Annotated in this window: 19 protein-coding genes; 12 read left to right on the top strand and 7 right to left on the bottom strand. The window is 69.3% G+C overall.

Annotated features, from left to right (window positions below; translation table 11 throughout):
- Positions 1-55: 55 nt before the first annotated feature.
- From LVJ59_RS06220 to ligD, 3 genes are all read left to right on the top strand, one after another.
- On the top strand, positions 56-2,533 hold the full coding sequence (locus LVJ59_RS06220) for an ATP-dependent helicase (RefSeq protein ID WP_232762388.1): 2,478 nt from the start codon (positions 56-58) through the stop codon (positions 2,531-2,533).
- Between the two features lie 63 nt (positions 2,534-2,596).
- Positions 2,597-3,739, top strand: a complete 1,143-nt coding sequence (locus tag LVJ59_RS06215) for an SseB family protein (RefSeq protein WP_232762387.1) — start codon at positions 2,597-2,599, stop codon at positions 3,737-3,739.
- Between the two features lie 69 nt (positions 3,740-3,808).
- A complete protein-coding gene (gene ligD, locus LVJ59_RS06210; protein ID WP_131492503.1) occupies positions 3,809-4,882 on the top strand; it encodes a non-homologous end-joining DNA ligase in 1,074 nt (357 codons plus the stop codon).
- A 6-nt stretch (positions 4,883-4,888) separates the two neighbouring features.
- Here the strand turns inward: ligD and LVJ59_RS06205 are convergent, their stop codons facing one another.
- Positions 4,889-5,932: an ATP-dependent DNA ligase gene (locus LVJ59_RS06205; protein ID WP_232762386.1), complete on the bottom strand. Its 1,044-nt coding sequence runs from the start codon at positions 5,930-5,932 to the stop codon at positions 4,889-4,891.
- Positions 5,933-6,081: 149 nt separating this feature from the next.
- Positions 6,082-7,533: an NAD(P)/FAD-dependent oxidoreductase gene (locus tag LVJ59_RS06200; protein ID WP_232762385.1), complete on the bottom strand. Its 1,452-nt coding sequence runs from the start codon at positions 7,531-7,533 to the stop codon at positions 6,082-6,084.
- A 72-nt stretch (positions 7,534-7,605) separates the two neighbouring features.
- Between LVJ59_RS06200 and LVJ59_RS06195 the strand changes: the two genes are divergently transcribed.
- Entirely contained in the window at positions 7,606-8,094 is a 489-nt protein-coding gene (locus tag LVJ59_RS06195; RefSeq protein WP_232762384.1) for a hypothetical protein, read from the top strand.
- A 1-nt stretch (position 8,095) separates the two neighbouring features.
- Complete coding sequence (locus tag LVJ59_RS06190) at positions 8,096-8,629, top strand: GNAT family N-acetyltransferase (protein ID WP_232762383.1); 534 nt, start codon at positions 8,096-8,098, stop codon at positions 8,627-8,629.
- A 21-nt stretch (positions 8,630-8,650) separates the two neighbouring features.
- Here LVJ59_RS06190 and LVJ59_RS06185 read toward each other — a convergent pair whose 3' ends face one another.
- Both LVJ59_RS06185 and LVJ59_RS06180 read right to left on the bottom strand, forming a co-directional pair.
- Positions 8,651-9,886 (bottom strand): acyl-CoA dehydrogenase family protein, encoded by a 1,236-nt coding sequence (locus tag LVJ59_RS06185; protein ID WP_232762382.1) that lies wholly within the window; start codon positions 9,884-9,886, stop codon positions 8,651-8,653.
- Positions 9,887-9,949: 63 nt separating this feature from the next.
- Complete coding sequence (locus LVJ59_RS06180) at positions 9,950-10,612, bottom strand: TetR/AcrR family transcriptional regulator (protein ID WP_232762381.1); 663 nt, start codon at positions 10,610-10,612, stop codon at positions 9,950-9,952.
- Between the two features lie 59 nt (positions 10,613-10,671).
- On the opposite strand from LVJ59_RS06180, the gene LVJ59_RS06175 reads away from it, so the two are divergent.
- The 3 genes from LVJ59_RS06175 to sucD all read left to right on the top strand — a co-directional run bounded on the left by LVJ59_RS06175 (position 10,672) and on the right by sucD (position 13,228).
- Positions 10,672-11,025: a DUF2510 domain-containing protein gene (locus LVJ59_RS06175; protein ID WP_134353175.1), complete on the top strand. Its 354-nt coding sequence runs from the start codon at positions 10,672-10,674 to the stop codon at positions 11,023-11,025.
- A 115-nt stretch (positions 11,026-11,140) separates the two neighbouring features.
- Entirely contained in the window at positions 11,141-12,307 is a 1,167-nt protein-coding gene (gene sucC, locus LVJ59_RS06170) for an ADP-forming succinate--CoA ligase subunit beta (protein ID WP_047523104.1), read from the top strand.
- An 18-nt stretch (positions 12,308-12,325) separates the two neighbouring features.
- On the top strand, positions 12,326-13,228 hold the full coding sequence (sucD, locus tag LVJ59_RS06165; RefSeq protein ID WP_232762380.1) for a succinate--CoA ligase subunit alpha: 903 nt from the start codon (positions 12,326-12,328) through the stop codon (positions 13,226-13,228).
- 93 nt (positions 13,229-13,321) lie between these two features.
- Here the strand turns inward: sucD and LVJ59_RS06160 are convergent, their stop codons facing one another.
- Positions 13,322-13,897 (bottom strand): TetR/AcrR family transcriptional regulator, encoded by a 576-nt coding sequence (locus tag LVJ59_RS06160; RefSeq protein WP_232762379.1) that lies wholly within the window; start codon positions 13,895-13,897, stop codon positions 13,322-13,324.
- A gap of 74 nt (positions 13,898-13,971) precedes the next feature.
- Here LVJ59_RS06160 and LVJ59_RS06155 point away from each other — a divergent pair, with 74 nt between their 5' ends.
- On the top strand, positions 13,972-14,373 hold the full coding sequence (locus LVJ59_RS06155; protein ID WP_232762378.1) for a VOC family protein: 402 nt from the start codon (positions 13,972-13,974) through the stop codon (positions 14,371-14,373).
- A gap of 176 nt (positions 14,374-14,549) precedes the next feature.
- Here the strand turns inward: LVJ59_RS06155 and LVJ59_RS06150 are convergent, their stop codons facing one another.
- Positions 14,550-16,025 carry an NCS2 family permease gene (locus LVJ59_RS06150; protein WP_232762377.1) on the bottom strand — a complete coding sequence of 492 codons (1,476 nt, stop codon included), beginning with the start codon at positions 16,023-16,025 and terminating at the stop codon, positions 14,550-14,552.
- Between the two features lie 90 nt (positions 16,026-16,115).
- Between LVJ59_RS06150 and LVJ59_RS06145 the strand changes: the two genes are divergently transcribed.
- The 3 genes from LVJ59_RS06145 to purH all read left to right on the top strand — a co-directional run bounded on the left by LVJ59_RS06145 (position 16,116) and on the right by purH (position 19,812).
- Positions 16,116-17,516, top strand: coding sequence for a DUF6350 family protein (locus LVJ59_RS06145; RefSeq protein WP_232762376.1), 1,401 nt, complete (start codon positions 16,116-16,118; stop codon positions 17,514-17,516).
- 63 nt (positions 17,517-17,579) lie between these two features.
- Complete coding sequence (gene purN, locus LVJ59_RS06140; protein WP_232762375.1) at positions 17,580-18,167, top strand: phosphoribosylglycinamide formyltransferase; 588 nt, start codon at positions 17,580-17,582, stop codon at positions 18,165-18,167.
- Between the two features lie 37 nt (positions 18,168-18,204).
- Positions 18,205-19,812 (top strand): bifunctional phosphoribosylaminoimidazolecarboxamide formyltransferase/IMP cyclohydrolase, encoded by a 1,608-nt coding sequence (purH, locus tag LVJ59_RS06135; protein WP_047523111.1) that lies wholly within the window; start codon positions 18,205-18,207, stop codon positions 19,810-19,812.
- 127 nt (positions 19,813-19,939) lie between these two features.
- Here the strand turns inward: purH and LVJ59_RS06130 are convergent, their stop codons facing one another.
- Complete coding sequence (locus tag LVJ59_RS06130; protein WP_232762374.1) at positions 19,940-20,464, bottom strand: hypothetical protein; 525 nt, start codon at positions 20,462-20,464, stop codon at positions 19,940-19,942.

The raw sequence follows: 20,464 nt of genomic DNA, 5'->3' as shown, positions 1-20,464 counted from the left end.
ATGCCCCCGCATCCCGTGCCGCGGTGTCTGTGCCGACGCCTAGACTCATAAGGCCATGACCGAAGCTCCTCTCATCGTCCCCGGATCCGCCGGCCCCCGCACTTCCGGGGCGGAGGGACAGGACGAACTCCTCGCCGGACTGAACCCGCAACAGCTCGAGGCCGTCACCTATCGCGGCCCCGCTCTGCTCATCGTCGCGGGCGCGGGGTCGGGCAAGACCAGCGTGCTCACGCGACGCATCGCCTCGCTGCTGCGCTCACGCGAGGCCTGGCCGAGTCAGATCCTCGCGATCACCTTCACCAACAAAGCCGCCGGCGAGATGCGCGAGCGCGTCGAAGGACTGATCGGTGACGCCGCCCGGGGCATGTGGATCTCGACGTTCCACTCGGCCTGTGTCCGCATCCTCCGCCGCGAGGCTCAGCAGTTCGGGTACACGAAGTCCTTCACGATCTACGACTCCGGCGACTCGCGCGCTCTGCTCAAGCGGCTGGTCAAGGAGCACGAGGCGGATGCGTACGGGCTGACCCCGGCCTCGGTGCAGTCGCGCATCTCGAAGCTCAAGAACGAGCTCTCCGACGCCGAGTCCTACGCGCGTCAGGCCAACATGAGCGATCCCGCCGAGCGCGTGTTCGTCGAGGTGTTCGCCGACTACCAGCGTCAGCTGCAGAAGGCCAACGCGTTCGATTTCGACGACCTCATCGGTCAAACGGTGTATCTGTTCCGTGCTTTCCCGCAGGTCGCCGACACCTACCGTCGTCGCTTCCGGCACATCCTGGTCGACGAGTATCAGGACACCAACCACGCGCAGTACGCGCTGATCCATGAGCTGACGCGACCCGTGTCGGGCGCCGGAGCAGCTCCCGACCCGTATGCCTCGAACGGCATGATGATCTTCGAGCCCGATCCCGCCCCCGCTGCCGATGCCGGCGAGCCCGGTGCCTCGCTCACGGTGGTCGGCGACTCCGACCAGTCGATCTATGCTTTCCGCGGCGCCGACATCCGCAACATCAGCGAGTTCGAACGTGACTTCCCCGGCGCCCGCGTGGTGCTGCTCGAACAGAACTACCGTTCGACGCAGAACATCCTCTCCGCCGCGAACGCCGTGATCGGCAACAACTTCGACCGCAAAGACAAGAAGCTGTGGAGTGACAAGGGCGACGGCGATCCGATCGTCGGCTTCACCGGCTACTCGCAGCATGACGAGGCCCAGTTCGTCGCCGACGAGGTCGAGGCACTGCACCGTGCCGGCATGCCGTACTCCGAGATGGCGGTGTTCTATCGCACCAACTCGCAGTCCCGTGCGCTGGAGGAGATCTTCATCCGCTCGGCGGTGCCCTACAAGATCATGGGCGGCACGAAGTTCTACGACCGCGCCGAGATCAAGGACGCGCTCGCCTATCTCGTCGCGGTGGCGAATCCGGCCGATGAGATGTCGGTTCGCCGCATCCTGAACAAGCCGCGCCGTGGCATCGGCGACGTGACGGAGACGGCCATCGCGCGGTTCGCCGAGGAACACGGCATCAGCTTCCGTGACGCGTTGTCGATGCCGGCCCAGCTCGGCGTCGGCCCGAAGATCCAGGCGGCGATCGGTCAGCTCGACGCCGTGCTGACCGAAGCCACCGCGATCCTGATCCCGGCCAGCGGCGAGCTTCCGCCCTCCACGGCGGTGGCCGACGGGCTCAGTCTGCTGCTCGGCAAGAGCGGCTATCTCGACGCCCTGCGTGCGAGCCGTGATCCGCAGGACGAGGCGCGCGTCGAGAACCTCGACGAGTTCGTGGCCGTGGCCCGCGACTTCGCGCGCAACAACCCCGAAGGCACGATCGTCGACTTCTTGACCGAAGTCGCCCTGGTCTCGGACGCCGACGACCTCGACGACGAGTCCGGCTCGGTCTCACTCATGACGATGCACACGGCGAAGGGACTCGAGTACGACGCCGTGTTCGTCACGGGCGTTGAAGAAGACCTGATCCCGCACCGGATCTCGGCCGGAGAGCCTGGGGGGCCGCAGGAGGAGCGCCGGCTCTTCTACGTCGGCATCACGCGGGCGCGCAAGCGGCTGCACCTGTCCCTCGCGATGACCAGAGCCCAGTTCGGCGAAGTGACCGTGGCGATGCCCAGCCGCTTCCTGCAAGAGATCCCGTCGGGACTCATCGACTGGCGTCAGTCGCCGGGTGACGTGAACTCACGCGGCGGGATGCAGTCTCGCGCCCTCAACGCGCGGCGCCAGGGCGGTTTCGGCGGTTCGAGCTCCGGATCGGGCGATCGCTTCGCGGTCAAGGCGCTTCCCGGTCGCGATTCCCTCAAGCCCCTGTCGACGGCGATGGACAAGTTCCCCAACCGCGTCACGGCCAAGATGCGCGACAACGGCGATCTCGAGCTCGCCGCAGGCGACCGCATTCGCCACGTCGACTTCGGCGAAGGGCGGGTCGATGCGGTGACGGGCGAGGGAGCCAAACGCATCGCCCACGTGCGCTTCGATTCGGCAGGGCAGAAGAAGCTCCTCATCAAGGTCGCGCCGATCGAGAAGATCTGACGTCACCGCGGGTGTTCACGCTTCGGCGGATCACGGGCCGGAATGGCGGTTAGGCTGGCTCATATGGCCCTCTTCTCCCGCCGCAAGAAGTCCGGTGACGATGCCGTCGCCCCCACCACCGACGTCGTAGAGACGGACGCGGGGGCGCCCGGATCCGACTCCGTCGCCGCCGAAGACGCCTCGGACGACGGCAGCGTCGACGCTCCCTCGATCGGCATCTCCGTGCAGGCCTTCCGGGGCGTCGGCGCCGAGGCCGGTCCGGAGGTGGCGCTGCCCAGCGCTGAGACGGCGCCCGCGGCGGCGGCCCCTGCCGCCCCTCGCGCCCCACAGGCTCCGACGGCGCCGCAGGAAGAGCCCCCGCAGCGGCGTCTGCCTCTCGCCTCGCCGCTGCCGCCCGAGCAGACCGAGACTGTCGCCGGGATGAAGGACAACGTCCTGCTCCGTGAGGCGCTCACCGAGATCGAAGCGGGGGCGACAAACGACCAGCTGCTGGGCGTGATGCGTCAGGCGCTTCAAGGGCACCTCTATATCCGCGTCAACGGAGACGCCCGCGCGCAGATCAGCGAGGGCAAGCCGCTCTCCGTGGCGGTCGTCCGCGACAACGACGACCGCCAGTTCATGCTCGCTTTCAGCTCGGCGGCCGCCGTGCGTGATTCCGTGCAGCTCGAGCCGGATCCCGCGGCCACCTCCGCCGTCGCGCAGCCCGTGACGTCGGTGCTGCAGCAGGTCGTGGCAGGAGACTTCGCGGGGCTCATCGTCGACAACGCGTCTGCACCCCACCGCGTGGTCTTCCCGACCGAGCTGCTGCAGAAGACACTCGACCAGGCCGACGTCGACATGACCGTGAAGTCGATCCTGGCCGCTCCCCGTGCGCAGGATTCGGCTGTCAAGGTCGGAGAGGCCCTGGCGACCACGCGCATGTGGGTGGCGGTCAACGACGGCTCCGGCAGCGGTCAGGTCGGCATCGCCGAGGCCCAGACCCCCGACGGGCGACGGTTTCTGCAGCTCTTCTCGCACCCGCTCGAGGTCATCGCGCTCGGCCGGGGTGATCGTCCGCTCCCGTTCGAGCCGATGCAGCTCGCCAAGGTCCTCACGAGCCACTCCGAGATGGGCGGTGTGATCGTCGACCCCGCCGGCCCGTCCATCATCGTCGAGCGTGACGCCCTCACGCCGGTCCTGGTGCTCGCGGTCGATCTCGGCGACTGACCGGGCTCCGTCGCTCCTGCCGGCGCGCGCGGGGTTCCGTCCGTCCGGGCATCGCTCTAGGGTCGGAGCATGGCCTCAGAACGTGTGACCCTGACCGTGGTCGACTCCGACGGAGAGCGTGAGGTCGCGCTCTCCAGCCCCAACAGAGTCGTGTGGCCGGACCTCGGGATCACGAAGGCCGAGCTCGCGGAGTACGTGCAGCGCGTCTCGGTGCCCTTCCTCGCGGCGAACGGCAATCGGCCGGTCTCGCTGGAGCGCTTCCGCGACGGTATCGGCCCCTCGGGCGGGCCGAAGGCGGAAGGGTTCTTCTCGAAGAACCCGCCCAAAGGCACCCCCGACTTCGTCGATGCGGTGACAGTGACGTACAACAGCGGACGCCGGCATCCGCAGATCGTGCTGAACCGATCGAGCGCGATCGTCTGGGCGGTGCAGATGAACACGATCGTGTTCCACCCCTGGGCATCGCTCGCGACCGACGCCGACGACCCGGTCGAACTGCGCATCGATCTGGACCCGCAGCCGGGGACGGATTTCGCGGATGCGGTGACGGCCGCGCACACGCTGCGCGAGGTGCTGCGTGAGGCGGGCCTGGAGGCGTTCGCCAAGACCAGCGGCAACCGCGGGCTGCACGTGTTCGCGCCGATCGAGCCGACCCACGAGTTCCTCGATGTGCGCCATGCCGTGATCGCAGCGGGGCGGGAGCTCGAGCGTCGGATGCCGGATCAGGTCACGACGAACTGGTGGAAGGAGGAGCGCGGGGAGCGGATCTTCGTCGACTTCAACCAGGCGAACCGCGACCGCACGATGGCCGGTGCCTACAGTCCTCGCGCGTTGCCGGGAGCGACGGTGTCGACACCGGTGGCTTGGGACGAGCTCGACGGGCTGGATCCGCGGACCTTCACCGTGCGCACGATCCCGAAGCGCCTGGATGAGATCGGCGACCCGTGGGCGACCATGCAGGAGGCCCCGGGCCGGATCGACACCCTGCTGGCCTGGTGGGAGCGCGACAAGGAGAACGGGCTGGGGGAGCTGCCGTTTCCTCCGGAGTTTCCGAAGATGCCGGGCGAGCCGCCCCGCGTGCAGCCCAGCAAGAAGGTCGCGGCCAACTGGGACGACGACGGCACTCCCGCCGAGAAGGACTGACCGCGTTCAGCGGAGGACGTCGGCGAGGTCGTAGCCTGCGACGGTGTCGAGCTGGTCGTACGTGCACGACCGGGCGTCGCGGTCCGGCCGCCAGCGCTCGAACTGTACGGTATGGCGGAACCGAGCGCCCTCGAGCTGGTCGTAGCGCACCTCGAGCACCCGCTCCGGGCGCAGCCGGACGAACGAGACGTCCTTGCCGCCGCTGAATCGCGAACGCTCGCCTTCCGCGGTCACCGCTTCCCCGGAATCGTCCCTCTCCACCCAGGGGTCGAGTTCCTCGACGAGCTCTTGCCGACGGGCATCGCTCCACGCCGCGACGCCGCCGACCTGGCGGAGCACACCGTCGGCTCCGTACAGTCCCACCAGCAGCGAGCCGACGCCCGAACCCGACTTGTGGACCCGGTAGCCGAGTGCGACCACATCGGCCGTGCGCGCGTGCTTGATCTTGAACAGCGTGCGCTTGCCCGGCGCGTAGGGCTGAGTGAGCGGCTTGGCGATCACCCCGTCGAGCCCGGCGCCCTCGAACTCGGCGAGCCAACGGACGGCCGCGTCGTGATCCCTCGTCGTCCGGGTGATGTGCAGCGGATGCTCCACGGAAGCTAGGAGTGCCTCCAGGCGCGTTCGCCGGGACTCGAACGGCTCGGCGAGGAGGTCGTCGTCGCCGACGGCGAGCAGATCGAAGGCGATGAACATCGCCGGGGTCGAGGCGGCGAGCGTGGCGACGCGGGAAGCGGCAGGGTGGATGCGCTGACTCAGTGCCTCCCAGTCCAGGCGCTGGGACCCCTGCGGGCCGGTGGCGACGACGATCTCGCCGTCGAGCAGGCACGGACCGGGGAGCAGCTCGGGAATCGCCTCGACCAGCTCGGGGAAGTAGCGCGTGAGAGGTTTCGCTCCGCGGGAGCCGATCTCGACGGTCTCCCCGTCCCAAGCGATCAGTCCGCGGAAGCCGTCCCACTTCGGCTCGTACAGGAGCCCGCCGGGGACCTTCTCTGCAGGAGGAACCGCGGGGACGGCTTTGGCGAGCATCGGCGCGGGGATCTCGTAGCGCATGCTCCCATCCTGGTCCTCGGCCGTGCGGGGCGGAAGAGCGGGCCGATGTTCACAACTCCGCAGAAACCGGCGGTGGGTGCGGCGGTCCTCCCGTGATTCGCAGGGCTACGGGGGCAGCGCGTCCCGTTCTTGAGGACTAGTGAGCGCGCTCAGTCGAACAGGTCGGACAGCGTCGCGGGCGAACCGGCGTCCTGCAGCGCCGTGCGGGCGGCATGCCACCCCGCCATGCCGTTGACGGACGGACCGGGAGGGGTCGAGGCGGAAGCCAGGTAGACGCCCGGCATCGGCGTGCGCCACGGCGTCGGCGAGAGGACCGGTCGGCGGAGGGCCTGACGCATGTCGAACACCCCGCCGGAGATGTCGCCGCCGATCTCCGCGGGATTGATCGCCTCGCGCGACGATGCCGGCACCGCGTGGTGGGCGAGGATGAGGTCGCGGAACCCCGGGGCGAACCGTTCGACCTGCGCGGTGATGAGCTCCGTGGGGTCGAGGTCGGAGCCCGGCGGCACGTGGATGTACCCCCAGAACACGGCCTTGCCCGCGGGAGCACGGGAGTCGTCGAGCACGGACGGTTGCACGGTGAGGACGTAGGGGCGCTCGCTCACTCGTCCGGCGGCGACGGCGTTCTCGCTGTCCCACACCTCGGCTCTGGTCCCGCCGAGGTGCACGGTCGCCGCCTGCCCGACCTCGGGGTGGGTCCAGGGGACGGGGCCGTCGAGGGCGAAGTCGACCTTCGCCGCACCGGGTCCGTAGCGGTAGGCGCCGATGGCCCGGGCGTAGCGGCGTGGCACATCGCGGTGTGTGAGAGCGAGTCGGGGAGACGTGTTCAGGATCAGCAGGTCTCCGCGGCGCGGGTCGCCCCAGTCCAGCGTCTCGAGGTCGGTGACCTGCACGCCGGTCTCGACGGACCCACCGTGCGCCGTGATGTCGGCGACCAGGGCATCGGCGATCCCTTGCGCACCGCCGCGTGGATACGGCCAGCCTCCGGCGTGTCCCAGGGCGGCCAGCAACAGGCCCGCAGCGGCCCCCGCGAGGGAGGGGAGAGGCGCGTTGCCGTGAGCGACGGCTCCCGCCAGGAGCGCGGCCGCCTCCTCGGTGCGGAAAGCCGAGGCGGCCAGAGGAGTGCCCTGCTCCAGCATCCTGATCGCATAGCGCAGGGCGGTCAACGGATCCCGGGGGACTCGGAGCAGTTGATTGCCCGTGAAGTCCACCACACCGTCGATGTGCGCGGTCAACGGCCGGATGCGGGTTCGCCAGGCGTCACCGTCTGCCCCGAGCGCGGTCGCCGTGCGGTCGAGGTCGCGCCAGGCGATGGCGGCCCTTCCGCCATCGAGCGGGTGTGCGTAGGAGGCTTCGGGGCGGATCCAGTCCAGACGCCGTTCGAGGCCGAAAGCACGGAAGAAGGGTGAGGCCAAGGCGGTCGGATGCACGGTGGAGCAGACGTCGTGCCGGAAACCCGGAAGCGTCGACTCGGCCGTGCGGAGACCGCCACCGACCGTGTCGGCCGCCTCGAGCACCCGCACGGCATAGCCGGCGCGCGCGAGCGTCACCCCGGCGGCGAGCCCGTTGGGGCCGGAACCGATGATCGTCGCCCGCGCCATTCCGTCAGTCTGGCATGCCGCCACCGGCGAAACGGTCGAGAGGGGCCCTCCGGGCGTGCGATCCTGGAAAGGATGAAAGAAGTTCAGGGGCCGACCCCCGCAGGCACCTCCCGTCCATACCGCTCCCTCGCCGAGGCGCTGCGCGCGCATCGGATCGATCCGTCGAATCATGCGTTCATCACGGCCATCGTCGAGGCGATCGGAATCAGCTCGTTCATCGACCGTGGGCGCTACATCGAGGCGATCCGTCGAGGCGAGGGCGCGTCCCTGCACATCGGGCGCACCTACACGAACGGCTTCACCGAAGAGGAGCGGATCGTGGTGGGCGCAGCACCCCTGCGCCTGCAGCCGAGCGAGGGGCGCGCGCCGTACTTCTACGTGAGCCACCCGAGCGAGTTCATCCCGCTCGCGCCGGCCCGCGCCGCCAAGCGCACGACGACTCCACGCGTCGCCGCGCCCCGCGCCGAGAAGGCACCGAAGCCCGTCGAGGAACGCGACTACGGCGTGTGCGACGAGTGCTTCATGGTGAAGACCCCGTCCGGCGGCTGCGGCTGCGGCTGACGTGAGCATCGATGCGCACGAGGTGGGTGATCGTCCACTGATTCGGGCGGCGGATCTCTCCGGCTCCGACGCGGACGAGGTCGGCGCCGCTGTCCGCGCCTACCTCCAGCAGACCGAGCGCGAGAAGCTCCAGCAGGGCGGCGTCCTCGCCCCGGATGTTCCGATGTTGCCGGAGCACTACCTCAGCGAAGTCGAAGACCCGGCCGCTGCCTACGCCGGCCATCTGGTCCTGGTGGCGGAGCTCGCGGATCGCATCGTCGGCGTGGTCGTGCTCGCGGGGAACGACGGGTTCGCCGAGGTCAAGCGCCTGTGGGCCGTCCCCGAGGTCCGCGGTCGCGGCGTGGGGTCGGCGTTGCTCGATGCCGCCGTGCGAGCCGCGACGACTCTTCGGGCGGCCGAGGTCCGCCTGTCGGTGTGGGAGTGGCGGGAACGCGCCATGCGCCTCTATGAATCCCGCGGGTTCGTGCGCGTGCCGAGCTGGGACGTACGCGAGCGACTCGTGTGCCTGTCCCGCCCGATCACCGGGCGCGTCTGATGTGGCCGCGACCCCCGCGCCTCAGGCGAACGCGCTCATCCCGGTGATGTCGCGGCCGAGCAGCAGGGCCTGCACGCTCTCGGTGCCCTCGTAGGTGTGGATGGCCTCGATGTCGGCCATGTGCTGCATGACGCCGTTCTCGAGCAAGATGCCGTTGCCGCCGAGCAGGTCGCGGGCGGTCGCGGCGATGCGGCGTGCGGCACGCGTGTTGTGGAACTTCGCGAGCGAGGCCTGGGTCGGGCGCAGTTCGCCTGAGGTCTCGAGGTCGGCCATCCGCCGGCAGTACAGCTGCATGGCCGTGAGGTCTTCGAGCATGTGGGTGAGGCGCTCCTGGACCATCTGGAACTTCGCGAGCGGCTTTCCGAACTGCACCCGCTGCATCGCGTAGGCCAGTGCTGCCTCGTAGCAGGCCGTCGCGTGTCCGAGCGCCGACCACGCGACGCCCGAGCGGGTCGCGTAAAGCACGGTCGAGGCGTCCTTGAAGCTCATGGTGCCGGGCAGGACGGCGTCCAGCGGCACCCGCACGTCGTCGAGGACGATGTGCGCCTGATGGATCGCGCGCAGCGAGGCCTTGCCGCGGATCACACTGCCGGTGTATCCGGGCGTGTCCTGCTCGATCAGGAAGCAGCGCACAGCGCCGTGCTCGGCCGTGTCCGCGTCGTCGACGCGCGCCCACACGAAGGTGATCCCGCCGGATGCGCCGTTGCCGATCCACTTCTTCGTGCCTCGGATGACCCAGGCGTCCCCGTCGCGGCGGGCCACCGTCTCGAGCGAGACCGAGTCGGAGCCGTGGTCGGGTTCGGTCAGCGCGAACGAGCCGAGAACCGAGCCGTCGGCGAGTGCCGTGAGCCATCGGTCCTGCTGGGCGGGGGAGCCGAACAGGGCGAGGGTGCGCAGCGCGAGGCCGCCCTGCACCGCGAGGATGGTGCCCAGCGACCCGTCACCGCGCGAGATCTCCATGTTCACCAGGCCCGCGGCCAGCGGCGACAGATGCGTGAGGGCGGGATGCTGGATGCCGTCGACGACGAGGTCCATCTCGCCCATCCGACGGGCGGCGTCGAGCGGGTACTCCGCGCGGTCCCAGGCGTCCGCCATCTGCGGAGCGACCTCGTCGGTGTAGGACTTCGCCCGATCCCAGGCCGCGCGGTCGGCGGCGGGGATGTCGGCGAAGACGGCGTAGTAGTCGCTGTCCCGGCGCCCGGTGATGTCGTACGACGAGACGCGCTCGCCGGGGAAGGGGGAGGCTGCAGTGCTCATGATGCTCCTTCGTGGCACCAAGTATCGTACTCCTCGATACTCGGTTTCACGACCCTCGAGCGATCAGTCGAGCTCCGACTGCAGTCTGCGGGTCACCTCGGCGATCGGCATGGACCGCGGGAACACCGCGACGACCATGTCGTCCGGCGCATCGGGGGCGGCGTCTCCTGCGACGCCGTAGCGGCGGCGAGCGTCGGCCAGCGCCGTCTGCAGCGTCGCGAGCGGCACCTTCTTGCGGCCCCGGAGCAACTGCCGCAGCACGTGATTGTGGACGGCCGTCACGAGGGCGGCGAAGCCGACGGCGTCGAGCGGGTCGACGCCGGGGAGGGCTCCGCGCAGGTACTCGTCGAACAGCCGCTCGTATCGGAAGACCGTGATGATCTCGCGCTCACGCAGCACCGGCACCTGGCGCACGATCTGGTAGCGGCGGCGCGCGAGCTCCGGGTCGTGCGCGAAATGCACGAAGACCGATTCGGAGGCCGCGCACACCGCAGCCCAGGGGTCGTCGTGCCCTTCGTCGAGGAACTCCCTGAGCTGTTCGAGCAGCACCTCGTGATCCGCGAAGACGACGTCCTCCTTGCCGCCGAACTGGCGGAAGAACGTCGATCTCGAGACACCCGCGGCCTTGGCGATCTGTTCCACCGACGTCTGATCGAACCCCTGGGCGTTGAAGAGTTCGAGCGCTGCGGCGACGACGCCCGTGCGCAGTTCTGCGGATTCGTGCATGGCGAAAGCCTAGACCTCGGCGGCCATCGGCGTCGGTGGCCGGACGTCATAATGAGGGCGTGAGCGAACGCGGGAGAGCGGCCGGATGGTTCGAGACGCGGCGGCGCGGCACCCGTCGCTGGTGGGACGGCACGCGCTGGACCGAGCACCTCTCGGTGCGGGGGAGGGAGACGACCCTGGCGGAGGACCGCAGGGCCGTGCGCCGACAGCTGATCCTGACCGAGCTCGTGCTCGTGACCCTCCTCGTCGGTTCGATCCTCATCGCGCTGTGGAGCGCGCTCCCGGTGGTCGTGGTGCGCCCGATGATCGTCGCCACCGGCACCGCGCTGCTGCTCGTTCCGCTCGTGATCTCGCGGCAGCTCCGCCTGGTCGCGCTGCCGGCGCGGCGTCCGGGCGTGCCGACCCTCCGATGATCGACCGAGAGTCCGGGGCCGCGGGCGTGCCCAGGTCGAGGTAGTAGGCTGGGGGACTGGTCGATGTCTCGACATCGAGAGAATTACCAGACAGCAGCCCAGTGAAGGAACCACAGTGGATCTGTACGAGTACCAGGCACGAGACGTTTTCGAGAAGTACGGAGTGCCGGTCCTCGCCGGCATCGTCGCGGACACCCCGGAAGAGGTGAGGGCGGCGGCCGAGAAGATCGGTGGCGTCGTCGTCGTCAAGGCCCAGGTGAAGACCGGCGGCCGTGGCAAGGCGGGCGGCGTCAAGGTCGCCAAGACGCCCGACGAGGCGTACGAGGCAGCGAAGGCCATCCTCGGCCTCGACATCAAGGGCCACGTCGTCAAGCGCGTCATGGTCGCGCAGGGTGCGCGCATCGCCGAGGAGTACTACTTCTCCGTGCTGCTCGATCGTGCCAACCGCTCGTACCTGAGCCTCTGCTCGGTCGAGGGCGGCATGGAGATCGAAGAGCTCGCCGTCGAGCGTCCCGAGGCGCTCGCACGCGTCGAGGTCAACCCGCTCACGGGCATCGACAAGACGAAGGCCGTGGAGATCGCCCGCGCCGCGAACTTCCCGGAAGACCTGATCGAGAAGGTCTCCGACGTGTTCGTGAAGCTCTACGACGTGTACAAGGGTGAGGACGCGACCCTTGTCGAGGTCAACCCGCTGGTCCGCACCGAAGAGGGCGACATCATCGCGCTCGACGGCAAGGTCACGCTCGACGACAACGCCTCCGAGATCCGTCACCCTGAGCACGAGGCGCTCGAGGACAAGGACGCCGCTGACCCGCTCGAGGCCAAGGCCAAGGAGTCGGGCCTCAACTACGTGAAGCTCGACGGAGAGGTCGGCATCATCGGAAACGGCGCCGGACTCGTCATGTCGACCCTCGACGTCGTGGCCTACGCCGGGGAGAACCACAACGGCGTCAAGCCGGCCAACTTCCTCGACATCGGGGGCGGCGCGTCGGCTGAGGTCATGGCTGCCGGCCTCGACGTCATCCTCGGCGACCCCCAGGTCAAGAGCGTGTTCGTCAACGTCTTCGGCGGCATCACGGCCTGCGACGCCGTCGCCAACGGCATCAAGGGCGCGCTCGAGACACTGGGCGCCACGGCCTCCAAGCCGCTCGTCGTGCGCCTGGACGGCAACCGCGTCGACGAGGGTCGTGCGATCCTAGCCGACTACGCGCACCCGCTTGTGACCCTGGCCGCCACCATGGACGAGGGCGCCGACAAGGCCGCCGAGCTCGCCAACGCCTGAGACTGAAGGACGAGAAGAATGTCGATCTACCTCAACAAGGACTCCAAGGTCATCGTCCAGGGCATCACCGGCGGTGAGGGCACCAAGCACACCGCGCTGATGCTCAAGGCCGGCACCCAGGTCGTCGGTGGCGTCAACGCCCGCAAGGCCGGCGCCACGGTCTCGCACACCGACAAGGACGGCAACGCCGTCGAGCTCCCCGTCTTCGCCTCGGTCGCCGAGGCCATGAAGGAGACCGGCGCCGACGTGTCGATCGCCTTCGTCCCGGGAGCCTTCACGAAGGACGCGATGATCGAGGCCATCGACGCCGAGATCCCGCTGCTCGTGGTCATCACCGAGGGCGTCCCCGTCGGCGACTCCGCCGAGGCCTGGGCATACGCGCAGAGCAAGGGCAACAAGACCCGCATCATCGGGCCGAACTGCCCCGGCATCATCACCCCGGGCGAGGCGCTCGTGGGCATCACGCCGGCGAACATCACGGGCAAGGGACCGATCGGCCTCGTGTCGAAGTCGGGCACCCTGACCTACCAGATGATGTTCGAGCTGCGCGACCTGGGCTTCTCCACCGCCATCGGCATCGGCGGCGACCCGGTCATCGGCACCACGCACATCGACGCGCTCGCCGCGTTCGAGGCCGACCCCGAGACCAAGGCCATCGTCATGATCGGTGAGATCGGTGGCGACGCCGAGGAGCGCGCGGCCGACTACATCAAGGCGAACGTCACGAAGCCGGTCGTCGGCTACGTGGCGGGCTTCACGGCTCCCGAGGGCAAGACCATGGGTCACGCCGGCGCGATCGTCTCCGGCTCGGCCGGTACCGCGCAGGCGAAGAAGGAGGCCCTCGAGGCCGCCGGTGTCAAGGTCGGCAAGACGCCGTCCGAGACCGCTGACCTGATGCGCGCGATCATCGAGTCGCTCTGATCTGAGCTACGCTTGAGCTGAAGGCCCCGGACTCCACTCCGGGGCCTTCTTTCATGCCCGGGACCGGAGTCCGCCGCCACGGACCATCACCGGTCAGGTCTGGGGAGCGACGGAGTCCAGCAGGGTGTCGAGTGCGCGGTGGGCCTGCCGGCGCGCGGCGGCGTCGGGATGGGCGGCGAGCCAGAGGGCGAGTTCGTTCATCGCTCCGGAGAGCACCGCTGCAAGAGGGTCCAGGAGGGCCGGGGAGACACCGGCCTCGCGCAGTCCGGCACGCAGCTCCTGCTCGGGGCCCTCGGCATCGAGTCGGCGCCACTGCTCCCACCCGAGCACCGCGGGGCCGTCGATGAGCAGCACGCGCGAGGCGGCGCCCCGGGTGATGGCGTCGAGGAAGGCGTGGCTGCCGTGTCGGAGAGCGGCGTCGGGCGCGCTGCCCGCTGTGGCCTGGACGATCGCGTCGGCGACGATCTGCTGCTGCGCGGAGGCGACGGCGGCGAACAGCAGCGGCTTCGAGGTGTAGTGGTGGTAGACGGCGCCACGGGTCACGCTCGCGGCCCGGGCGAGTTCGTCGACCGACGCGGCCGCGTAGCCGTGCTCGGCGAAATGTGCGGTGGCGACATCGAGGATCCGCCGTGCGGTCTCGGCGGCGTCGGCTGCGGATGCTCGGGGCATGGGTTCCTTTACGTGCGGTGTGTATGTATTCTAGCCCCACCGATACAAACACACTGCATGTAAAAGGGGTCAGGATGGACATCACGAGTTTCTACCCGGTGCTGATGGTGGACGACGTCTCCGCCGCCGCACGGTTCTATCGAGAAGAGCTCGGCTTCGAGGTGACGTTCGAGGCCGACTGGTACGTCAGCCTGCGCTTCGACGGCGGCGAGCTCGCGATCCTCGACCGCGCGCACGAGACCATCCCCGAAGGGTTCCGAGAGCCCGTGCGGGGACTCCTGCTCAACGTCGAGGTGCCCGACGCGACCGCCGAGCACGCGCGGCTGGTGGGGGAGCGGAGGCTTCCCGAGCGCCTGACGCTGCGCGACGAGGCCTTCGGGCAGCGGCACTTCATCGTCGAGGCACCCGGCGGCGTGCTGATCGACGTGATCGAGCCGATCGAGCCCGCGCCGGAGTTTGCGGCGGCCTACGCCTGACGTCCCTCAGCCTGCATGACCGGATGACACATGCATGGCCCGCGTTCCCCGCGGGGTCATGCATCCGTGCGATCCTCATGCATCCGCGGGCTGCGGGAGACCCCGGTGCGCGAAAAGCACGGGAAAAGAGGGGCGGATGCCGCAGCATCCGCCCCTCTCGTGTTCTCTGCTCGTCGTCAGATCCCGACGCCGAAGAGGGCCTCGATCGGACCACGGGCGAAGAAGATCAGGAAGCCCGCTCCGACGACCCACAGCAGCGGGCTGATCGTCTTGGCCTTGCCGGAGAATGCGTGGATGAGCACCCAGCTCACGAAGCCCGCACCGATGCCGTTGGCGATCGAGTAGGTCAGCGGCATGACGGACACGGTGAGGAACACCGGCAGCAGCACGCGGAAGTCGGAGAAGTCGATGTACCGGATCTGCGCCATCATCATGGCACCGACGATGATCAGCGCGGCTGCGGCGATCTCGGTCGGGACGATCGACGTCAACGGGGTGAGGAACATCGCGACGAGGAACACGAAGCCGGTGACGACGTTCGCGAGGCCCGTGCGTGCACCTTCGCCGATGCCGGCACCCGACTCGATGAAGACCGTGCTCGACGACGAGGAGGTCGCGCCACCTGCGATCGCGCCGACGCCCTCGACCACCAGCGCCGACTTGATGCGCGGGAAATCGCCCTTGTCGTCGGCGAGGTTCGCCTCTTTCGCGAGGCCCGTCATGGTGCCCATCGCGTCGAAGAAGTTCGTGAAGAGCAGGGTGAAGACGATCATCACGATCGCCACGAGGCTCACCTTGCTCAGGTCGAAGCTGAAGTCCACCGCACCGATCAGGCTCAGGTCGGGGACACCGACCGGCGAACCGTCGAGCGCGGGCACGGTGAGGCCCCAGCCGCCCGGGTTGACCACGTTGCCCTCATCGTCGAAACCACGGGGTCCGATGTGCCAGATCGCCTCGACGATCACGGCCAGCACGGTGCCGCCGATGAGGCCGATCAGCATGCCGCCCTTGATCTTGAGGGCGACGAGGATGCCGGTGAGCAGGAGCGTGATCACGAAGAGCAGGCTCGGCACGGTCGCGACCGAGCCGTTGACACCGAGTCCGACCGGCGGCGACGATGCACCGGTGGCCGTCACGAAACCGGAGTTCACGAAGCCGATGAACGCGATGAACAGGCCGATGCCGACGGTGATCGCGATCTTCAGCTGGAACGGCACGGCGTCGAAGATCGCCTTGCGCAGACCGGTCGCGGCCAGCAGCACGATCACGACACCGTTGATCATCACGAGCGCCATGGCTTCCGGCCAGGTCACCTGACCTACGACCGAGAACGCCACGAAAGCGTTGATGCCCAGTCCTGCGGCGAAGCCGAACGGCAGTCGTGTGACCAGCCCGAACAGGATCGTCATCACCCCGGCGGTCAGCGCGGTCGCTGCCCCCACGGCGTTGAACTCGAGCATGTTGCCGGCGACATCCGGCTTGCCGGACAGGATGATCGGGTTCAGGATCACGATGTAGGCCATTGTGACGAAGGTCACCAAGCCCCCTCGGACCTCGGTGCCGATCGTGGATCCGCGCTTGCTGATCTCGAAGTAGCGGTCGACGGCGTTCTTGGGCTCGGTGGATGCCGGGGCGGGCGGGGCAGTTGTCATCGGGAAACCTCCGGAGAAACGCTATCGTGTCGCCGACCTCACGCGCGCCCCAGGGGCTTCGTCGGGAACTCGTCGTAGTCTCGAATCGCTATGCAACGCCTCCTCGTCGCGCTCCTCGCCGCCTTCGATGCCGCCATCGCCGCGGCGGTCGGTCTCGTCGTGCTGCTCGCGCCGTTGACGCTGCTGTGGACGCTCGCCTTCGGCGTCACCGCGGACTGGGGTGCGCTCTGGCCGCTCACCGGAACGCTCTGGCAGTTCGGCCACGGGGTGCCGCTCGAGGTCACGATCCCGGATGCGCTCCTGGTGGCTCTCGCCATCCCCGCGGAGGCCGCGAGCTTCGCGGTGTCGATCACTCCGCTGGCGTTCCTGTTCTTCACGCTGCTCTTCGCGGCGCGTTCGGGAGACAGGGCGGCGAAGGCGGGCGCATGGCTGCTGGGGCCTCTGACCGGCACCGTGGTGTTCGCCGTCATCTCGGCCGGCGTCGCACTGACGACCCGCTTGGAAGCCGCCGCGACCTCGTTGCCCCTCGCCATCATCCTTCCCACCGCGGTCTACCTCGTCGGCGCGCTGTGCGGAGCCGTGCGCATCGCGTGGGAGGACGGGGACGGCGGCATCCTCGACCGTCTGCACGATCTGATCGACGCCCGCGAGGACTGGGCGCCGGTCCCGGTCGCGATCGTGCGCGGCGCGGCCTTCGCGCTCGTCGCCGTGGTCGGCGCCTCCGCGTTGGCTCTCGCCGTCACGACCCTGTTCCGCGGGGGCGAGGTCGTGGCGCTGTTCCAGGCGGCCCGCGTCGACGCGCTCGGGGCGACCGTGTTGACGCTCGCCCAACTCGCCTACCTGCCGACCCTGATCGTGTGGGCGGCGTCCTGGCTCGCCGGTCCCGGCTTCGCGGTCGGGTTCGGAACGGCCGTGTCGCCCGCCGGCACCCAGCTGGGTGTGGTGCCCGGTATCCCGGTGTTCGGTCTGCTGCCCGAGAACAATTCGATCTGGATGCTGATCGTCGTGCTCCTCCCCGTCGCCGCCGGAGCCTTCGCCGGATGGGCGGTGCGCTCTCGCCTGGTGTGGGAGGGTACTCCGCTGCGGATGCCGCAGCGCGCGGTGATCGCACTCGGCATCGCCGGTGTCACCGCGGGGATCGCCGGGCTCGCCGCTGCCCTGGCGAACGGATCGATGGGGCCGGGCCGGATGGCGGTGGTCGGACCGGCCGTGGTCCCGTTCGTCCTCGCCCTCGGCGCGGAGGTCCTCGTCGGCGCCGCAATCCTGCTGCTCTCGCCGCGGCACCGCGATGAGCTCGCGGAAGAGCGGACCGACCGGTGGATCGCCGAGATGACGGCGTACGATCCGGGGTACGCGCCCGCCGGTGCGGAGGCAGGAGTCCCCGTGGCCGGAATGTCGGTCGACGCATCCGGGCCCGACGACACGGCACCGCTCGACGATCTCCGACGGTTCGAACGGCCGAAGGACGAACCGGCCGATCCGCGCGACTGACCGCTTTCGCGTGGCCGTGGAGGCCGGAAGAGAGCCGGTCGCGCACCCCGGTAGACTGGGCGCGTGCTCACGGTCGCCGTTCTCATCTCGGGCACCGGCTCGAACCTTCGCGCCCTCCTCGAGGCCGCTCGTCATCCCGATTTTCCCGCCAGGATCATCGTCGTGGGTGCCGACCGCGAAGCAGACGGGCTGGCCCACGCCGAGGAGTTCGGCATCCCCAGCTTCACGGTGCCCTGGCACGAGCACGAGAGTCGTGAGACCTGGGGTGAGGAACTCGCCCGGCAGCTGGACGTCTGGAAGCCGGACCTCATCGTGCTCAGCGGACTCATGCGCCTCCTGCCGCCGACGCTCGTCGCCCGGTACTCGCCGCGCCTCATCAACACCCACCCCGCGTACCTGCCGGAGTTCCCCGGTGCACACGGTGTGCGGGACGCGCTCGCCGCAGGGGTCTCCGAGACCGGCGCCAGTGTGATCGTCGTCGACGACGGGGTCGACACCGGGCCGATCCTGGCCCAGGAGCGCGTGCCGGTCCTCGCCGACGACACCGAGCACAGCCTGCACGAGCGCATCAAACCCGTCGAACGTCGACTGCTCATCGACGTCGTCCGCGGGATCGCCACCGGTGATCTCGCCCTGACGCCTTCTTCCTGACCTCCACCCGACGCCTCCCCGCACGAAGGAGCCCATCATGGCCGGCCCCCGCCACGACCCCACGCTCTACCGCGACCGCGACACCGTGCCGATCCGGCGCGCGCTCGTCTCGGTGAGCGACAAGACCGACCTGCTCGTCCTTGCCGAGGCGCTCGCCGGAGCGGGGATCGAGATCGTGTCGACCGGATCGACCGCCGCGACGATCCGTGACGCGGGTTTCACCGTCACCGACGTGGCCGCCGTCACCGGCGTCGCCGAGATGCTCGACGGCCGCGTGAAGACGCTGCACCCGAAGGTCCATGGCGGCCTGCTCGCGGACCTCCGCCTCGAGGAGCACGAGCGTCAGCTCGAGGAGCTCGACATCGCGCCGTTCGAGCTCGTCGTGGTGAACCTGTATCCGTTCGTCGAGACCGTGGCCTCGGGCGCGATCGGCGATGACGTCGTCGAGCAGATCGACATCGGTGGACCCGCCATGGTGCGCGCCGCGGCGAAGAACCACGCTAACGTCGCCATCGTCGTCTCGCCGCAGTCCTATCCCGCCATCATCTCCGCGATCGAGGCCGGCGGTACGTCCGTGGGTCAGCGCCGGGAGCTCGCTGCACGCGCGTTCGCTCACACCGCGGCGTACGACACGGCCGTCGCCCAGTGGTTCGCCGAGGGGACGCTCACCGAGCCGGGCGACCTCCCCGCGCACCTCACCATCCAGGCCGAGCGCCTCGCGACCCTCCGCTACGGCGAGAACTCCCATCAGCGCGGTGCGATCTACACCCGCGCCGGTGGCCACGGCATCGCGCAGGCCACGCAGTTGCAGGGCAAGGAGATGTCCTACAACAACTACGTCGACGCGGATGCCGCACTGCGCGCCGCCTACGACATGATCAAGCCCGCCGTCGCGATCATCAAGCACGCCAACCCGTGCGGCATCGCGACGACCGCTCCCAACGCCCTTGACCCGATCGCCAGCGCCCACCTGCGGGCCCACGAGTGCGACCCGGTCTCGGCGTACGGCGGGGTGATCGCCGCGAACGGCACCGTGACCCTCAAGATGGCCGAGAACCTCAAGGACATCTTCACCGAGGTCATCGTCGCACCGGCGTTCGAGCCGGCCGCGCTCGAGGTCTTCAAGGCGAAGAAGAACCTGCGCCTGCTGCAGCTTCCGCAGGACTGGCGGCAGGAGCGGATGGATGTGCGTCTGGTCTCGGGCGGGCTCCTCCTCCAGGACGCCGACCGCTTCCCGGACGACATCGGTTCGGTCGCGAAGAACTGGGAGCTCGTGTCGGGTGAGCGCCCGAGCGAGGCGGAGATGGAGAACCTGATCTTCGCGTGGAAGGCCTGCCGCGCGGTGAAGTCGAACGCGATCGTGCTCGCGAAGGACAACGCCACGGTCGGTGTCGGCATGGGCCAGGTCAACCGTGTCGACTCGTGCCGCCTCGCGGTCGAGCGTGCGGGGGATCGGGCGGCCGGTTCTGTCGCCTCCTCCGACGCGTTCTTCCCGTTCGCGGATGGCGCTCAGGTGCTGATCGACGCCGGTGTCACGGCCATCGTGCAGCCGGGCGGATCGGTGCGCGACGAGGAGGTCGTGGATGCCGCGCGCAAGGCCGGCGTCACGATGTTCTTCACGGGGGAGCGTCACTTCTTCCACTGAGCGACTGTCTCCCGCCGAGACCCCCGTTCCTTGCCGAGACCCCCGCCTGCTGACGTGTGCAGACGGGGGTCTCGGCGTTGCGCGGGGGTCTCGGCAGCACTGGAGGGACGGGGGACGGGGACGGGGGTCAGGTCGCGACGATCGCGCACATCGCGACGGTCGACACTGCCATGGTCGCGTGGTGGAGCCGATGCGGCCAGGCACGCTCGGTCCGCAGCGCGACCACCGCGAGGATCACCGTCCCCAGCGCAAGCCCGGCACTCACCAGCAACGGCATCGTGTCGACGGCTCCGTGCACGTGCGACGTGATGATCGGAGACGCCGCGCGCGACGGGATCCCGGGCATCAGGAGGACGAGCACCGCGGTCGTGATGACACCGAGAGCCAGATGCGTCGACACCATCGCCTCCGGACGAGCGGTGGGGACCGGCGCCGCCCGGCGCACGGCGGCGAGCACGATCCCGACGATGACGAGCATCGCGAACCACAGCACCGGCGGGAGCAGCGACACCGTCATCGCATCGGCCATGCCGGCGAGCATCAGGGCGGCGACGAGGATCTCCGGGCGTCCCGCATCCCGCCGCATGCCGACGAGCGCTCCCACCCCGACCGCGGCGGGGAGGAGTGCGACGACATGGAGGACCGCGTGCAC

This window comes from Microbacterium sp. KKR3/1 (genome assembly GCF_021272365.1).
Classification (GTDB): domain Bacteria; phylum Actinomycetota; class Actinomycetes; order Actinomycetales; family Microbacteriaceae; genus Microbacterium; species Microbacterium aurugineum.
This window is presented reverse-complemented; position numbering and strand designations above follow the sequence as displayed.

What these genes read in the sequence shown, in the direction of transcription:
- ligD (WP_131492503.1), top strand. Translation starts at nt 3,809, where the DNA reads ATGGCCTCAGAACGTGTGACCCTGACCGTGGTCGACTCCGACGGAGAG.
- purH (WP_047523111.1), top strand. Translation starts at nt 18,205, where the DNA reads ATGGCCGGCCCCCGCCACGACCCCACGCTCTACCGCGACCGCGACACC.
- LVJ59_RS06185 (WP_232762382.1), bottom strand. Translation starts at nt 9,886, where the DNA reads ATGAGCACTGCAGCCTCCCCCTTCCCCGGCGAGCGCGTCTCGTCGTAC.
- LVJ59_RS06160 (WP_232762379.1), bottom strand. Translation starts at nt 13,897, where the DNA reads ATGCCCCGAGCATCCGCAGCCGACGCCGCCGAGACCGCACGGCGGATC.
- LVJ59_RS06215 (WP_232762387.1), top strand. Translation starts at nt 2,597, where the DNA reads ATGGCCCTCTTCTCCCGCCGCAAGAAGTCCGGTGACGATGCCGTCGCC.
- LVJ59_RS06155 (WP_232762378.1), top strand. Translation starts at nt 13,972, where the DNA reads ATGGACATCACGAGTTTCTACCCGGTGCTGATGGTGGACGACGTCTCC.
- LVJ59_RS06150 (WP_232762377.1), bottom strand. Translation starts at nt 16,025, where the DNA reads ATGACAACTGCCCCGCCCGCCCCGGCATCCACCGAGCCCAAGAACGCC.
- LVJ59_RS06200 (WP_232762385.1), bottom strand. Translation starts at nt 7,533, where the DNA reads ATGGCGCGGGCGACGATCATCGGTTCCGGCCCCAACGGGCTCGCCGCC.
- LVJ59_RS06180 (WP_232762381.1), bottom strand. Translation starts at nt 10,612, where the DNA reads ATGCACGAATCCGCAGAACTGCGCACGGGCGTCGTCGCCGCAGCGCTC.
- LVJ59_RS06205 (WP_232762386.1), bottom strand. Translation starts at nt 5,932, where the DNA reads ATGCGCTACGAGATCCCCGCGCCGATGCTCGCCAAAGCCGTCCCCGCG.
- LVJ59_RS06220 (WP_232762388.1), top strand. Translation starts at nt 56, where the DNA reads ATGACCGAAGCTCCTCTCATCGTCCCCGGATCCGCCGGCCCCCGCACT.
- LVJ59_RS06195 (WP_232762384.1), top strand. Translation starts at nt 7,606, where the DNA reads ATGAAAGAAGTTCAGGGGCCGACCCCCGCAGGCACCTCCCGTCCATAC.
- LVJ59_RS06145 (WP_232762376.1), top strand. Translation starts at nt 16,116, where the DNA reads ATGCAACGCCTCCTCGTCGCGCTCCTCGCCGCCTTCGATGCCGCCATC.
- sucD (WP_232762380.1), top strand. Translation starts at nt 12,326, where the DNA reads ATGTCGATCTACCTCAACAAGGACTCCAAGGTCATCGTCCAGGGCATC.